This is a genomic window from Citrobacter sp. EC_71, assembly GCF_019584005.1.
Classification (GTDB): domain Bacteria; phylum Pseudomonadota; class Gammaproteobacteria; order Enterobacterales; family Enterobacteriaceae; genus Citrobacter; species Citrobacter werkmanii.
This window is the reverse complement of the sequence record NZ_VDAY01000009.1, coordinates 30,784-46,976: the sequence shown is the minus strand read 5'-3', so window position 1 is coordinate 46,976 and position 16,193 is coordinate 30,784. Positions and strand designations below refer to the sequence as shown.

At 49.0% G+C, this 16,193-nt stretch carries 10 protein-coding genes and 1 tRNA gene; 6 read left to right on the top strand and 5 right to left on the bottom strand.

Annotation, left to right across the window (positions count from 1 at the left end; translation table 11 throughout):
• Positions 1 to 7: 7 nt before the first annotated feature.
• Together lptF and lptG are read left to right on the top strand one after the other, a co-directional pair.
• Positions 8 to 1,108: an LPS export ABC transporter permease LptF gene (gene lptF / locus FHD02_RS11845; protein ID WP_042312675.1), complete on the top strand. Its 1,101-nt coding sequence runs from the start codon at positions 8 to 10 to the stop codon at positions 1,106 to 1,108.
• Complete coding sequence (lptG, locus tag FHD02_RS11840) at positions 1,108 to 2,190, top strand: LPS export ABC transporter permease LptG (protein WP_042312673.1); 1,083 nt, start codon at positions 1,108 to 1,110, stop codon at positions 2,188 to 2,190. The genes lptF and lptG overlap by 1 nt, the downstream gene beginning before the upstream one ends.
• Positions 2,191 to 2,230: 40 nt before the next feature.
• On the opposite strand, the gene FHD02_RS11835 is transcribed toward lptG, so the two are convergent.
• Both FHD02_RS11835 and FHD02_RS11830 read right to left on the bottom strand, forming a co-directional pair.
• A complete protein-coding gene (locus FHD02_RS11835) occupies positions 2,231 to 3,733 on the bottom strand; it encodes a helicase HerA-like C-terminal domain-containing protein (protein ID WP_220393894.1) in 1,503 nt (500 codons plus the stop codon).
• A gap of 136 nt (positions 3,734 to 3,869) precedes the next feature.
• On the bottom strand, positions 3,870 to 4,889 hold the full coding sequence (locus FHD02_RS11830; protein WP_137360174.1) for an NAD(P)-dependent alcohol dehydrogenase: 1,020 nt from the start codon (positions 4,887 to 4,889) through the stop codon (positions 3,870 to 3,872).
• 220 nt (positions 4,890 to 5,109) lie between these two features.
• Here FHD02_RS11830 and FHD02_RS11825 point away from each other — a divergent pair.
• The 3 genes from FHD02_RS11825 (at position 5,110) to FHD02_RS11815 (ending at position 8,649) form a co-directional block, all read left to right on the top strand.
• Positions 5,110 to 5,194 (top strand) — tRNA-Leu (locus tag FHD02_RS11825).
• 200 nt (positions 5,195 to 5,394) lie between these two features.
• Positions 5,395 to 6,666: an integrase arm-type DNA-binding domain-containing protein gene (locus tag FHD02_RS11820; RefSeq protein ID WP_054625932.1), complete on the top strand. Its 1,272-nt coding sequence runs from the start codon at positions 5,395 to 5,397 to the stop codon at positions 6,664 to 6,666.
• Positions 6,667 to 7,059: 393 nt separating this feature from the next.
• A complete protein-coding gene (locus FHD02_RS11815; protein WP_054625931.1) occupies positions 7,060 to 8,649 on the top strand; it encodes an SIR2 family protein in 1,590 nt (529 codons plus the stop codon).
• 56 nt (positions 8,650 to 8,705) lie between these two features.
• Here the strand turns inward: FHD02_RS11815 and FHD02_RS11810 are convergent, their stop codons facing one another.
• The 3 genes from FHD02_RS11810 to FHD02_RS11800 form a co-directional block, all read right to left on the bottom strand.
• The gene (locus tag FHD02_RS11810; RefSeq protein ID WP_054625930.1) at positions 8,706 to 9,866 is read right to left on the bottom strand and encodes a restriction endonuclease subunit S; all 1,161 of its coding nucleotides are present in this window, start codon (positions 9,864 to 9,866) and stop codon (positions 8,706 to 8,708) included.
• On the bottom strand, positions 9,863 to 11,497 hold the full coding sequence (locus tag FHD02_RS11805; protein ID WP_197385328.1) for a class I SAM-dependent DNA methyltransferase: 1,635 nt from the start codon (positions 11,495 to 11,497) through the stop codon (positions 9,863 to 9,865). The genes FHD02_RS11810 and FHD02_RS11805 overlap by 4 nt, the downstream gene beginning before the upstream one ends.
• Positions 11,498 to 11,560: 63 nt before the next feature.
• The gene (locus FHD02_RS11800) at positions 11,561 to 14,974 is read right to left on the bottom strand and encodes a DEAD/DEAH box helicase family protein (RefSeq protein ID WP_197385327.1); all 3,414 of its coding nucleotides are present in this window, start codon (positions 14,972 to 14,974) and stop codon (positions 11,561 to 11,563) included.
• Positions 14,975 to 15,199: 225 nt separating this feature from the next.
• On the opposite strand from FHD02_RS11800, the gene FHD02_RS11795 reads away from it, so the two are divergent.
• Positions 15,200 to 16,183: a toll/interleukin-1 receptor domain-containing protein gene (locus FHD02_RS11795; RefSeq protein WP_197385326.1), complete on the top strand. Its 984-nt coding sequence runs from the start codon at positions 15,200 to 15,202 to the stop codon at positions 16,181 to 16,183.
• Positions 16,184 to 16,193 lie beyond the last annotated feature (10 nt).

Sequence of the window (16,193 nt, the reverse complement as noted above, 5' to 3'; positions counted from 1 at the left end):
ATTTAAAGTGATAATCATAAGATATCTGGTTCGGGAAACGCTCAAAAGCCAACTTGCGATCCTATTCATCCTGCTTTTGATCTTCTTTTGTCAAAAGTTAGTCAGGATCCTTGGTGCGGCGGTTGACGGTGATATCCCGGCGAATCTGGTGCTCTCGCTGCTGGGGCTGGGCGTGCCAGAAATGGCGCAACTTATCTTGCCCTTAAGCCTGTTCCTCGGGCTGCTGATGACGCTGGGCAAACTGTATACCGAAAGTGAAATTACGGTCATGCACGCCTGTGGGCTGAGCAAGGCTGTGCTCGTGAAAGCGGCGATGGTGCTGGCGTTGTTTACCAGTATTATTGCGGCGGTTAACGTGATGTGGGCCGGACCATGGTCCTCCAGGCATCAGGACGAAGTGCTGGCGGAAGCGAAAGCTAACCCCGGCATGGCTGCGCTTGCTCAGGGGCAATTCCAGCAGGCGACTAACGGCGGTTCGGTGCTGTTTATCGAAAGCGTTGATGGCAGCAACTTCAAAGATGTGTTCCTCGCGCAAATCCGCCCGAAAGGTAATGCCCGTCCTTCGGTGGTGGTGGCTGATTCCGGACATCTTACCCAGATGCGCGATGGCTCCCAGGTCGTGACGCTGAACCAGGGTACGCGCTTTGAAGGGACCGCGCTGCTGCGTGATTTCCGCATCACTGACTTCCAGGATTATCAGGCGATTATTGGCCATCAGGCCGTGGCGCTGGATCCAAACGATACCGACCAGATGGATATGCGTACGCTGTGGACGACCGACAACGATCGTGCCCGCGCGGAGCTGACCTGGCGTATCACATTAGTATTCACTGTATTTATGATGGCGCTGATGGTCGTACCGCTGAGCGTGGTGAACCCACGTCAGGGGCGCGTACTGTCGATGCTGCCCGCAATGCTGCTCTATTTGCTGTTCTTCCTGGTCCAGACATCGCTGAAGTCGAATGGCGGCAAAGGTAAGCTGGATCCGGTGTTCTGGATGTGGGCGGTTAACCTGGCGTATCTGGCGCTGGCGATTGTACTTAACCTTTGGGATACGGTGCCGATGCGCCGCTTGCGTGCCCGTTTTATGCGTAAAGGAGCGGTATAATGCAGCCCTTTGGTGTACTTGACCGCTATATCGGTAAAACCATTTTCACCACCATCATGATGACGTTGTTCATGCTGGTGTCGCTCTCCGGGATCATCAAGTTTGTCGACCAGCTGAAAAAAGCCGGGCAGGGGAGCTACGATGCGATGGGCGCCGGGCTGTATACCCTGCTCAGCGCACCAAAAGATATCCAGATTTTCTTCCCGATGGCGGCGCTGCTCGGCGCGTTGTTGGGGCTGGGCATGTTGGCTCAGCGTAGTGAACTGGTGGTGATGCAGGCTTCCGGCTTTACCCGTATGCAGGTGGCGCTGTCGGTGATGAAAACCGCGATTCCGCTGGTGCTGTTGACGATGGCCATCGGTGAATGGGTGGCGCCGCAGGGCGAACAGATGGCGCGTAACTACCGTGCGCAGCAGATGTACGGTGGCTCGCTGCTCTCTACCCAGCAGGGTCTGTGGGCGAAAGATGGTGACAGCTTTGTCTACATCGAGCGGGTGAAAGGCGACGCCGAATTAGGCGGGATTAGCATCTACTCCTTTAACGATAAGCGTCGTTTGCAGTCCGTTCGCTATGCTGCGAGCGCGACGTTTGACCCGGAGCAGAAGGTCTGGCGTCTGTCGCAGGTGGATGAATCTAACCTGACCAATCCAAAGCAAATCACCGGTTCGCAGATGGTTAGCGGGACCTGGAAAACCAACCTTACGCCGGACAAGCTCGGCGTCGTCGCGCTGGACCCTGATGCGCTCTCGATTAGCGGTCTGCATAACTACGTGAAGTACCTGAAGTCGAGCGGCCAGGACGCCGGACGCTACCAGCTCAATATGTGGAGCAAAGTCTTCCAGCCGCTATCAGTGGCGGTCATGATGCTGATGGCGCTGTCGTTTATCTTTGGCCCGCTGCGTAGCGTCCCGATGGGCGTGCGCGTGGTGACAGGGATTAGCTTCGGTTTTGTGTTCTATGTGCTGGACCAAATCTTTGGCCCATTAACGCTGGTGTACGGCATTCCGCCGATTATCGGCGCGCTGCTGCCTAGCGCCAGCTTCTTCCTGATAAGCCTGTGGCTGATGCTGCGTAAGTCATAATATCCGCCCCTCCCGTAGTGCGGGAGGGGCAGTTTCACTGCTAGCGTTTTCTGCTGCCCATCAAACTTCCCAACATGCCGCGAATTATCTGATTAGTGACCTGTCGCGCCGCGCTTTTCGCCACGCTCTGTACTACGCCATCGCGCTTACCGCCGCGTGGTCCGGTGCTGCCAAACAGAATATCTTTCAACCCCCCGAGAATACCGCCATCCACGTCGATCGCTTTACCGTTGGCGGGAGGCGTATTTTGCTGCTCGGTGCTGGCCTGTACGCCTTGCTGTAAACGCTCATAGGCGGACTCACGGTCGACCTCTTCCTCATATTTTCCGTACAACGAGGAGTGATTAATCAGCCCGTTGCGCTCGTCGTCGGTTACCGGTCCCATGCGCGAGCACGGCGCAATCACCATCGCCCGTTCCACCACTGACGGGCTACCTTTGGCATCGAGGAAGGAAATTAGCGCTTCGCCGGTGCCCAGCTCCTGAATGGCTTTTTCCGTATCAAAGGCTGGGTTGGCGCGCATAGTTTGCGCTGCGGTTTTCACCGCTTTCTGATCTTTCGGCGTGAAGGCGCGCAGGGCATGTTGCACGCGGTTCCCCAACTGGCCGAGTACGTTGTCCGGAATATCGGACGGGTTTTGCGAAACGAACCACACTCCGACCCCTTTCGAGCGGATCAGGCGGATCACCTGTCCAATTTTATCCAGCAGCACCTGCGGAGCGTCGTTGAACAGCAGGTGGGCTTCATCGAAGAAGAACACCAGCTTCGGTTTTTCCAGATCGCCGGCTTCCGGTAATTGTTCATACAGCTCGGAGAGCATCCACAACAGGCTGGCGGCGTACAGTTTGGGCATCTGGTACAGCTTTTCGGCGCTGAGGATGTTGATCATCCCTTTACCGCTGGCATCGGTTCGCATCCAGTCTTTGATATCCAGCATCGGTTCGCCAAAGAAGTGCGCCGCTCCCTGTTGTTCCAGTGACAACAGTCCGCGCTGGATAGCGCCCACCGAGGCGCTACTGATGTTGCCGTACTGGTTCTGGAACGATTTAGCGTTATCGCCAATGTACTGCGTAATGGCCCGCAGATCTTTGAAATCCAGCAGCAACAGACCCTGGTCATCGGCAATACGGAAGATAATATCCAGTACGCCGGACTGCACATCGTTGAGGTTCAGCAGACGCGCCAGCAGCAGCGGCCCGAGGTCAGACACCGTGGCCCGCACCGGGTGGCCTTTTTCGCCGAAGATATCCCACACCGTGACCGGATTAGCATGCGGTTGCCAGTCGGTAATGCCGATGTTTTTCAGGCGGGCGAGCAGCTTTTCAGAGGCTTGTCCTTCCTGCGCTACGCCGGTTAAGTCACCTTTTACGTCGGCCATAAATACCGGCACGCCAATCTCAGACAGCGATTCGGCCAGTTTCTGTAGCGTGACGGTTTTACCGGTCCCGGTCGCGCCGGTAATCAGCCCGTGACGGTTGGCCATGCCTGGGAGTAAAAACAGTTCGGTGTCCGGCGTGCGGGCGATTAGCAGGGGTGCGCTCATTGAGATTTCCTCCATTTATCCTGCCTGGAGTATAGGCAACCGTGACGCACTCTTCACCGCCAAATTGTGGAGATTGCGAGGAGAATTCCAAAGTGGCGGGAATAACCGGGAGGTTTACTCCCCCCGGCAGAGATAATCAGAAGTCGGCTTTCAGCACCACGCGGTAGCGGGCCTTGCCGTCGCGCACGTGCTGGATAGCTTCGTTAATTTTCGACATTGGGTACAGTTCGGTGGTCGGCGATACCTTGCTGCGCCCGGCGAACTTCATCAGCTTGCGCAGTTCGAACGGCGTACCTGTCGCCGAACCAGAGATGCTGCGATCGCCGGCTATCAAAGTGAACGCCGGCACCGGCAGCGGCTTCAGCACCGCGCCGACGGTATGGAAGTTACCGCCGTAGGCCAGCGCTTCAAAATAGGGCTGCCAGTCGAGGTCGACGTTAACCGTGTTAATGATGAGATCGAACTGGCCTGCCAGCGCTTTTAGCGCATCCGGATCGCGGCTGTTGACCACCTTATCCGCTCCCATCGCCAGCACCTCCTGCTCTTTCGCCGGATTAGAGCTGAACGCGGTCACCTCGCAGCCCATCGCGTGTAACAGCTTAATGGCTATATGCCCCAGGCCGCCTATGCCGATCACCCCGACGCGGCTGATGGCAGTGATGTGGTGCATCAGTAGCGGTTTGAACACCGTGATGCCGCCGCACAGCAATGGGCCAGCTGCCGCCAGATCGATGCTCTCCGGCAGCGGGATCACCCACTGCCAGTCGGCCCGCAGCTTCTCGGCAAAGCCACCGCGATTGAGAATCGTGGGAACGGAACCTTGCAGGCAGTTAATCTGATTACCGCTGATACAGGCGTCGCAATGCCCGCAACTGCGTGCCGTCCAGCCAACGCCGACGCGCTGACCAACTTTCAGACCCTTATTCTGCGCCGCGCTGCCGAGCGCCGCCACGCGACCAATCACCTCATGCCCGGCAACCAGCGGATACTGAGAGAACCCCCATTCGTTGTCGATCATCGACAAATCGGAATGGCAGATACCGCAGTAATCGACCTGTACCTCGACATCTTCCGGCTTAAGCTCGCCCGCATCATATTCATAGAGTTCGAGTTCGCTGCCCGCCGCTTTTACGGCGTAGCTTTTTATCATCGACATCGTGTTTCCCTCAGTGTGGTGTTGAACTGGAAGTGTAGAGCATGGGGAAACCGGACGCTTCGCAGAAGGGGGGATTAAGGAGGTGGCAAACTGTGATGATGGTTACAGCTAAGAAAGGTAATGCTGAAATTTTCAACACTTAGCGAGCCAGACACATGCTGGTGCTTGCATGGTGGCGCATGACAGGTATAATCCACAACGTTTTCCGCATCCCTTCCGTGCCGGAGTGGCGAAATCGGTAGACGCAGTTGATTCAAAATCAACCGTAGAAATACGTGCCGGTTCGAGTCCGGCCTTCGGCACCAAAAGCATGTAAATGGACCTCAACTGAGGTCTTTTTTTATGCCTGAAATCCGCGTAGCACAAGACTTTCCACGATTTTCACCTCAACTGAAGTCAATCTGAGTTACCCCACATCAACATGCTTGTGAGTATAGAACCGAGTATATATGCTGGTTCGATATTGCTTATATACTCACGGCAGTACTATGGAAGGATAGCCGCTATGGCACTGACAGATACTAAGGTTCGTTCTGCTAAATCTGAGGAAAAAGAGTATTCACTTGTTGATGGTGATGGCATGTTTTTGCTGATTCACCCCAATGGCTCAAAATATTGGCGTTTCCGCTTTCGCTTCGGTGGTAAACAGCATTTGATGGCGTTCGGCGTTTACCCGGATGTTTCGCTGGCTGATGCCAGGAAGAAAAGGGAAGAGGCCAGAAAGCTGGTAGCTGCTGGTATCGATCCTCGTGAGCATAAACGTGCTGTGAAAGAAGAGCAGGCGAAAGAGATTATTACTTTCGAGAAGGTTGCCAGAGAGTGGCTCACTACCAATCAGAAATGGTCGGAAGATCATGCTAATCGCGTAAAAAGGAGCCTTGAGGACAATATCTTCCCGGCAATTGGTACTCGCAATATTGCTGAACTGGGTACCCGCGATTTGTTGATTCCCATCAAAGCCGTAGAGGTATCTGGACGTCTTGAGGTGGCTTCCCGTCTTCAACAGCGCACCACGGCCATCATGCGTTATGCAGTGCAAAGCGGGTTAATTGATTACAACCCGGCGCAGGAGATGGCGGGGGCGGTAGCTTCCAGTAATCGGCAGCATCGTCCGGCACTGGAGTTAAAGCGCATCCCTGAGTTACTTGAGAAAATAGACGGCTATACCGGCAGGCCGCTAACCCGCTGGGCAACGGAACTCACTCTGCTTATTTTTATTCGTTCCAGTGAGCTGCGTTTTGCTCGTTGGTCAGAGATCGATTTTGAAACGTCAATGTGGACCATCCCGCCTGAGCGAGAGCCTATTCCCGGCGTGAAACATTCTCAGCGGGGATCAAAGATGCGTACACCGCATCTGGTGCCGCTTTCAAAGCAGGCACTGGCGATCCTGAAGCAGATAAAACAGTTTTGTGGTGATAAGCATGAGCTGATTTTTATTGGCGATCACGATCCGCGTAAGCCAATGAGTGAAAACACCGTAAACAGTGCTCTGCGGGGGATGGGCTATGACACTAAAGTTGAGGTTTGCGGCCACGGCTTCCGTACAATGGCTTGTAGTTCGTTAATTGAGTCAGGGCTATGGTCGAAGGATGCGGTCGAACGTCAGATGAGCCATATGGAACGCAATTCGGTGCGGGCGGCGTATATCCATAAAGCGGAACATCTGGACGAACGCAAGCTGATGTTGCAGTGGTGGGCTGATTTTCTGGATGCGAACAGGGAGAAGGGGGTTACGCCGTTTGACTATGCGAAGATCAACCGGGGTAATGGAGATTGAGTTGTTTGAAAGTGGACATTCGAGCCTAAATTAAAGCTGCTGACTTATCAAATGAGGAGTTGGTCGGTAGGGTCAAATAGCCGAGTTTTCACTGAGGCAACACTTTCCATTGGGCCTAAGCGGCAGGAATGCGCCATGTAAGCCTAAATCTAAAGTCACGATTACTGAGAAAACGGGAATGGGCTCTTGATTGGGCCCTTCGTAATGAAAGTACAACAATTCGGCTACCATCAGGAGTGAAATGCTGTTCCTCAAGTTTTAATCTGATAACTACTTGAATATAAATGATTAGATTTCTTGCGTAAAATTGATAAATGTACTGGTGATGAAAGAAGCAATACCTTAATGTTATCGGTATAAAGGGGTTTGATTTCTTGTAAAGAGAGTATCAGTATGAATTTTAAGAAAAAACTCGAAGAGCATTTTAAGCAGTTCGAAGCATCCCCAGTGTTATTTGTTGGCTCCGGAGTGTCTCGTCGTTACCTTGGTGTGCCATGTTGGCAAGACCTTTTGAAGCATTTTGCTGAGGCGATTGGGGAAAATCATATAAAATTAAAAACAAAATCTAATGGTGATTTACCCGAATATGCACAATTATTGGTGTCGGCATACGCTGAGAAATGGTGGGATACTGAAGAAGGACAATTAGCATTAAGTGAAAAAGAACAGGAGAAAACTTTCATTAACGAACAGTCTCCTTTGAAATTGTCAATATCTAAATATATTGAGAATGCACATAAAAATATTATAGATAATGATGAGTTAAAACACGAAATTTCTCTTTTTGCGAAAGCAAATATTGATGGGGTTATTACCACAAACTGGGATGTTTTTCTAGAAAGCCTTTTCCCGAAATTTACAACCTTTATAGGTCAGGATGGATTGATTACTGGCAGGAGCCACGGTATTGCTGAAATATATAAAATACATGGTTGCTGCACTGAGCCTAACTCATTGATTTTAACATCAAGTGACTATGATAAATATAGAAAGAAAAACCCTTACCTATCATCTAAGTTATTAACTATGTTTATAGAGAGGCCTGTTATTTTCTTAGGCTACTCTTTAACAGATGAACATATAGCTGAAATCCTGGAAGATATAGTTAGTTGTTTTCCTGATGCCAGTTTGGATTTTTTACAGAATAAATTATTGTTTGTTGAATGGAAACCTGAACTTGGAGAGGCTGACATTAGTGACTCTGTTATTCATAAAAAAATACCAGTAAAATATGTTCAGGCACCATCTTATAAAGAAATATTTGAGGTGCTGAGTGAAACTAAAAAAAGGATTCCAGCACATTTATTTCGAATGATAAAAGATGAGCTTTATGAGTTAGTCTTAACTGATGATCCGAAAGGAAAATTATATGTGAGAGATTCAGAGAAAATTGAAGAAGGGGTCAGTACAACGGAGTTTGTTGTGGGATATGGTGCTATTTCGATGGTAAAAAAATCGGAATCGATGGCAGCTAAAGGATTGGTTGGACTGGAACGTGTAGATCTTATCCGGGAAGTTGTTTTTGAAAATGGACATTATGATTGGGAATGTGTTGTTAATGATGTTCTGCCAAATATATGCAAAGGCAATGCGCGCATTCCTGTTTTTCACTTCTTAAATCACGCTAATTTAATTAATCACGATGGGAGTATAATTAATGAAACAGAACTCTCAGGTGGAGTACTATCACGATTAAAAATTACTCCAGTAAGTTTTCAATCCCAAGGATGGGATAAACGACGTTCTGAAACCGTTCCTGAAGTTAGAATTGGTGTAAATGAGTTATATCTTGCTTATGATTTCGGTTTCTTTTTAAGAATGATGCCATATATGGAACCGGGTTTAATCAAGCGTGATATAGAAGAACTTCTGAAAATTTTGAAAAAACATATTGATGAAGCAATGAGCGCCCAAACTTTGTCCAGTAATTTTTGTCGATTAGTCTGCGTGTACGATTATATAAAAAATAGCAATAGGATTTAAGAATAAGGTGTCGTATAAATTAACGACACCTACAATAAAAATTAATATATTTTTTCTTATAAATGATTAATTAATTTTTTGTTAATAGCATTAGACAGCAAAGTCAGTGAGATTTCATCACTATATTTGTCGTAAATTAATGTATTTAATTTATTATATATCATTTCAAATTTTCTCTGAATTGATATTTCCGGTATTGGTATAAGTAAATTCTTAAGCTTTTCGGCAGTCAAGTGGCTGAAAGTTACTTCTGAAACGAATTCAGAAAATGCATTTCCTTTAGCCATTGAATAAAAATACTCTTGCAAATATACAGATGTAAGGACATTATAGTCAGGACGCACTCTATGCAGAGCTTTCTGGTAGTAACAGTCTTGGATTTGATTATCCCAAATTGCACACCGGCCTATCTCACCTCCCTCGCAAACAAGTAGATCTCCCTGCTTGAGTTCAAATTTAGATAATTCTTTTTCATTGAAATCCATTTCAAGAAGATCGCTAACATCTATTTTTCTCCACCTGATGTTGGCATTTCTTAAATATTTTTTTGGCGATAATCCAGTTTTTGATTTTTTTGATAACATTTTCCCAAGCTGACAATCGGCGATCTCACCTAATTTTCTCAATTCCCAATTTTTTGGATTGCTAATGGGATCGCCAAACAGCTTAAGAAAATTAGCACGCAAAAAATCATCAGCTAATTTGATCGCCTGCTCACGTTTATGGAGGATGTTCTCAGCCTTATCAAGAGTAGCCGCAATTTCTTTTTGTTCGCATAATGATATTGCCTTTAACTGTTGTTCTTTAATTATCTTATCTGAAACTGCGGGATAATTAGCTCCTGTAGCTAGTTTAACTAAACTATTAACAAAAGCTTCTGATTTTACATAATGAAAAAGATATTTTGTATCAACTTTTAACTTATTAGGACGTAAAACGCAAAACCCTGTTGATGCAATTGCTCCATCCAATTCTTTAGGGATAATAGCAACGGTATTGAGATTCGGCCTAACAGTTGAAATGATGATATCACCAGCAAAAACCAGTTGCCTTGCTCTACTAGGTGCAGAGTCAGGTGTAATGTCTGAGACACTCTCTAATACTATTTTTTTCTGAAACCTATCTACAGAAGCAATATCTATATATTTCCAAGAACCATATTTATTATTTGGATTGATCTTTTCTACTTTTTCTACCAAATCTGAAATAGAAATCACAGCATTCCCTCCAGCTCATTCAGATCCGCCAGAATCTCATTTTCCAGATCTTTTAACCGTTTCAGTATCACTTTCGGATCTTCATATTCCTCCGCCTGATATACCACCTCTTTATAACGATTAATAGAGAGATCGTATTTCTGCGCCGCAATATCCTCTTTCGGCACCACAAACGCCGCTTGGGTGCGATCTTTAAAATTAATACCAGCATCAATCCCTTCCGGATACTGTTGTTTCAGCAATGAAGCTGATTTCTCTCCCATAAAGTTATCAACCGGTAGCCCGCGCAAAGTACGGTAATGCTTCCAGCTTGCTAGTAAGTGCGGCAAATCGTTGTCTTTTATCGGATTACGCTTGTCATCCAGGCTATAGCCATCATTTTGTAAATCGTAGAACCAGACATCATCCGTCTGGCCGCCTTTGGTAAAGATCAGGATCGCCGTCGCTACGCCCGCATAAGGCTTGAATACACCGGAAGGCAGGTTGATCACCGCTTCCAATTGGTTATCTTCCACCAACGTTTTACGCAGCGACTGGTGCGCCTTACTGGAGCCAAACAGCACGCCCTGCGGAACGATGGTTGCACTGCGCCCGCCTACTTTTAACATTTGCAGAATACGAGCCAGGAATAGTAACTCGGTTTTTTTGGTTTTCACCATTGCCGACAGCGTTGCGTCAATATCTTCCTCATCCAGAGAACCAGTAAACGGCGGGTTCGCCAGAATTAGGTTGAATGCGTTTTTACTGGCCTGCGGGAAATTGGTGCTGAAGCTTTGGCTCATGGTGTCCTGATAGTGAATATCCGGCTCTTCCACGCCGTGCATAATCAGGTTCATGGCGGCAATACGCAGCATGGTGGTATCAAAGTCGTAACCGTGGAACATTTTGTTATCCACATGGTCACGCCACGGCGTCAGCAGATCGCCGGTAAAGATTTTTTGTTCTTCTAATTCGCCGCGTTCGTTGGTGCCAATCTCGGTATGAATGGACTCCAGTGAACTGAATTTCTCCAGCAGGTACTCATAACTGGTTGCCAGAAAACCGCCCGTACCACAGGCCGGATCGCAGATCGTTTCACCACGTGCCGGGTTTGGCTCCATCATTTCAACCATTGTGCGGATAATGTGACGTGGCGTGCGGAACTGACCGTTGATCCCGGCAGTGGTCAGCTTGCTTAACAGGTATTCGTAAAGATCGCCTTTGGTGTCACCGCGATCCAGCGGCAGATTTTTGATCACTTCCACGGCTTTAGTCAGTAGTGACGGTTTGACGATCTCCAGACGAGCATCTTTCATAAAGTTGCCCAGTAGCGTCACCTTCGACGCATCGGCCTGGCCGAGCTGACGGAAGTGCTGGAATACGCCGTCGCGCACTACTTCCATCATTTCATCCGAGCCGAGGTTGCTGTAGTGACTGAAGCGGAACTCTTGCTGTTCAGGCGTAAAGCGAGGTTTAAAATCAATACCCGCGATTTGTTTACGCTTCTCGTCTCGTTGTTCCTGGGTATCCAGCATCCGGGAGTACATCAGGTAAGTGATTTGTTCGATTACGGTCAGCGGGTTAGTGATGCCACCCACCCAGAAATCTTCCCATAGTCCGTCGATTTTACTTTTTAAGTCACCGGTAATCATTGTTAACGTCTATACCCTGTTATAAATACAAAAGCCCCGTTGTCGGGGCTTGTCATGCACGTATTATACCGTCGCTGCGTCGGTCACAACACCTAACTCTTCAACTATCTTCTGCAAGCGGGCGATCTGCTCTAGATCCGGGAATACGCCAGTAACGCCTTCGTTGTGGATATGCGTAAACGGCTGTTCAAAGAGCTGTCGCATTTCAATGGTGCCGTAATCGCGGATGTGGTTTTTCAGCAATGACAGGAAGCGCAGTTGCTGGCTGGTCAGGCTGTTGTCAGCGGCGAACTGGGCAAAGCGCACTTCAACCGCATCGCTGTCCATCCCGATAATGGTACGCAAAAGTTTATCCAGGCTGGCGGTCGCTTGCGGGTAGAACTCTTTCAGCGCCCGGATATCAACGTTAGGGTTCTGGATCAGCACCAGCTTAGCCAGTTCATCCAGCTCGCTTTGCGTCACCGGCTCGCCATTGCGGATTTTCTTCAGCACCGGATTTTGCTGGAACAGCGGCTCCAGCGCTCCCTGAACCTGCTGACGATACAGTTTGAAATCAATTGAGCGGATGTTGGTTTTGCGGGTCTCCGTCTGGATCAGGTTCGCATCTTCGGTAATATCCACCTGTATCGAACCAAATTTTGGCGTCGCATCTTTCTCCATCAGGTGCATTATACCGCGCAGATGAATGCGGATATCCTCCAGCTCTTCCAGGCTGGCTTGCTTCCACCAGCCTAAATCACGAAGTTGATTAATCCGTTGTCCCTGTTGCTGCACCTGAGTCAGATGCGGCGGCAGACGTTCCACTTTCTCGATGATGACCGGCCAGAGCACATCCAGTTCTTCCGGGTTGGTATAACGGGCAGTTTGCGCCGCCAGAATATCCATATCAAAGCGCATGGCATCGCTTTGCCCGCGAACGTCCAGCCACTGCATCAGAGGGGCCAGGACAGATAGCAGATCCTGCTGTGTTTTCGGGGAAAGCTGGCGCAGCACTTTTTCATCGCTGTACTGCGCTTTTTGCTGCCACTTTTCCTGCACAGCAATCGACTTTTCATCCAGCGCGTTGATTTGCTCGCGGAGTTGGTGAGCGACTAAATCCACCGCCTGTTTGTCGAACTTACGCTGCGCAGCGGCCCCCAGCATAACCCACGCTTCGAAGCGTTTTTGCGCCAGCGATTTTGTCGCTGTGACTTCGGCCTCTTCGGTATGCAGCTCGTGATACTCAAAGTTGCCCCAGTGATCGAAGATGCGGAATTTCTGTTTATCCAGCGGTTTGCCGTTTTCATCGTAGCCGTAGAGTCCCGAACAGAGGCGCGTGCCACGGCCAATCATCTGCCAGAACTTCACTTTCGATTTGACTGGTTTGGCAAAGACCAGATTCACAATCTCCGGGACATCAATACCAGTGTCGAGCATATCTACAGAGATAGCGATGGTCAGCTCTTTGTTGGTGCTTTCATCCAGCCCTTTAAAATCGTCAATCAGTTGCTCGGCGCGGGGATCGTAGTTGTCGATGACCTGGCAGAAGCGTCCGGCAAACTGCGGGTACATGTCGTCGAACAACTCATTTAGCAACAGCGCGTGTTTGTGGTTACGGGCAAAAATGATGGTTTTACCGGGGAGTTGGCCGTCCCGATCTTTCAGGCCATTTTCCATCAGGTTACGCAGGATATAGCGGTTGGTGTCTTTGTTGTAAATTGCCTCATCCAGCGCCTTGCCATCAAATTCCAGCGTATTGGGATCGATACCCTGTTCTTCCAGCTCACGGATTTGTGCGTCGCTTAATTTCTCCCGTTTGATACCTTCGCGCAGGAATTCAGTGGTGTGTGTGACAACCTCATAGGGAACCAGATTGTTATCGGCGATGGCATCTTCTAGGCTGTAGTTGGCGGTAGGTATACGTCCTTCACAACCAAACAGGCCGAAAGTGGTTTTGCTCACCATGTCGATTGGCGTGGCCGTTAGGCCAATCTGGAGGGCATCAAAATACTTAAACAGATCGCCGTATACGTTGTAGATAGAACGATGGGATTCATCGGCGATGATCAGATCGAAATAACCGACATCAAAATGGTCCATGATTTTCATCATGCCGGGATAAGTGGCAATGTAGATCCTAGCGTTTTGCCTATCTGCTTTTTTCGATTTCCCGACCACATACAGCGGCTCATTGGTGAATTGATTGAAAGCATTCGCCGCCTGTTTGCGCAGCTCTTTACGGTCGCAAAGGAACAGAACGCGTTTTACCCAACGGGTATCAATCATCAGTTTGCTCAGTGCAATCGCTACACGGGTTTTACCAGTGCCAGTGGCCTGAACGATTAATGACTGACGATATTTATTGGTAAACCGTTCGCTGACGCGGGCAATGGTTTCAAGCTGATACAAACGTCCGGCAACGGCCTTACCTTCGTTATCTTTAACATGCGGCACACTGTTCAGCGGCAGACGGGTTTCACGCTGCTGAATAAGATATTGCAGGCTTTCCTTGCTGTAGAAGCCGAATACTCGACGCGGAGGATAACCATGAGTTTTATGGTCGTCCCACAGCCAGATATCGTAGCCGTTGGTGTAGAAAATGACCGGACGCTGACCATATTCTTTCTCCAGCCAGTCCGCATACAACCGGGCCTGAATTCTCCCCTGCTCGGCGTTGACGCTGGTTTTTTTTGCTTCCACTACCGCCAGCGGTTTGTGCGCCTCATCCCACAAGACATAATCCGCATAACCGTCGCCAGTTGTAGTAGGTTGTTCTTTAACCGGGTGTTCCTGCGTAACCTGATCGGTATTCTTAAGTTCTTCACCTACATTCCAGTCAGCAGCAAGCAGGCGAGAATCAATCAGACGGCGGCGGGTTTCCGCTTCATCAATAGAGAGGATATCGGCAACATGCTGGTTACGCGCCCTGGCTTCGTTCAGGCGCTGAGTGAGGTGTTCGGCCTTTTCCAGCTCCTGCTGTAGTGCGCGTTGTAACGCCAGTTCGCGCTCACGGCTTTCATCTTGAGCCCTGATTGCATCTTCCAGACGTTTTTCATCTGCACGACCTGAAGATTGTGTTAACGGAGGAAGAGAAAATTTGGGGCAGTTATCAACATTACCGTGGGCGTAACGAACATACAGCCAAACTCCCAGTAAATACGCTTCCTTTAACAGCCAGTAAGTATCTTTAGCTTTGATACGTCCGCCGTGCGCGGCGCGGTTACCGTGTATACGCAGTGCATCCATTTTCATGATGATGGCTTCCGGCATCATGCTGGTGAAGACATCTGCGTTCATTAAATCATACAGATTTGCTTTGATGCCTTCAGGCAGCCGTTCCTGACGGTATAACCAACGCACCATCAATTCGGTGTAGTTGCGCAGCTTGACCAGACAGCTTTCCGGATCGGAGTGAACATAGCATTCCGCCATACACGCGAGTTCTGCCAGTTCCGGCCACTGGCTGCGCAACATTTCAAAATTGAGAGACTGCTCCATCAATCATCGCCTTATGTCATGGATACAACAGCATTTCTTGAAAGAATATCACACTAATTTGGCTGATGAAGTGAGACTGATGGCATATGGGGGCTATGAATTGGCTACCGTTACAACTTTAAAGAGATCAAGCATCTAATAATCACAGTCAATAGCGTGATTTTTTTATACCGTGAGCACAGAATAGCCCTAAATACAGTAACGGTTCAGGAGCATTTCACCTTTATGACCACTCTCGTTTTTTCATACTCCCATGCAGATGAAGCCCTACGCAATGAGCTTGAGAAGCATCTTTCCCCCCTGAAGCGCATGGGCAAGATCAGCACATGGCACGATCGCCGCATCGTTCCAGGGCAAGAGTTCGAGAACCAAATAGACCACTACTTTTCGCAGGCAGATATCATCCTGTTGTTAATTAGCAGTGATTTCATCGCTTCTGATTATTGCTATCAGGTAGAAATGACCAACGCTCTGGAACGGCATAAACGGGGCGAGGCGGTGGTCATTCCGGTGATCTTAAGAGAATGTGCCTGGCATCAGCTACCGTTCGGCAGCATTATGGCGGCGACCGTTGATGGTAAACCCATAACCAAGTTTGCCAGCCATGATGAAGGCTACGTTCAGGTCGTCAACGCAGTCTCCCGCGCCATTGCTAATATGGAAGCGAAGAAACCACAGCAGAGTGCTTATGTTTCCTCTCCTGCGTCAGTAAACCCAATGCTTCAGGCAACGGATAACGTTTTTACACCACGCTCCAGCAATCTTTCGCTGCCAAAGTGTTTTACCGACCTTGATAAGGATCGTGCCTGCCGTGATGGTTTTGAATATGTCGCCCGTTACTTTGAAGGATCGCTGACTGAACTCAAAAAACGCCATGCCGGGTTAGAGGTCGATTTTCACCAGCGTGATGCAGACGCCTTCACTTGTGCGGTCTACATGGGCGGGAGCAAAGTCGGTCAATGCGCAATCTGGCGTAATAGCGGGCGCAATATGGGTATGGGCGATATCGGTTATAGCCAGGATGGCGTAATTGGAAATGCCTACAATGAAATCTTAACCATTGACAACAACGGTCAGATCCTCGGTTTCCGCCCATCAATGGGAGTCTATAGTGCTGGCTACTCAAGGGAGACCTTGCTCACTAACGAAGGTATGGCTGAGCATCTATGGGATATGTTTTTTGAGCCGATAAAACAGCGGGCACGTTAACATAGCCGGG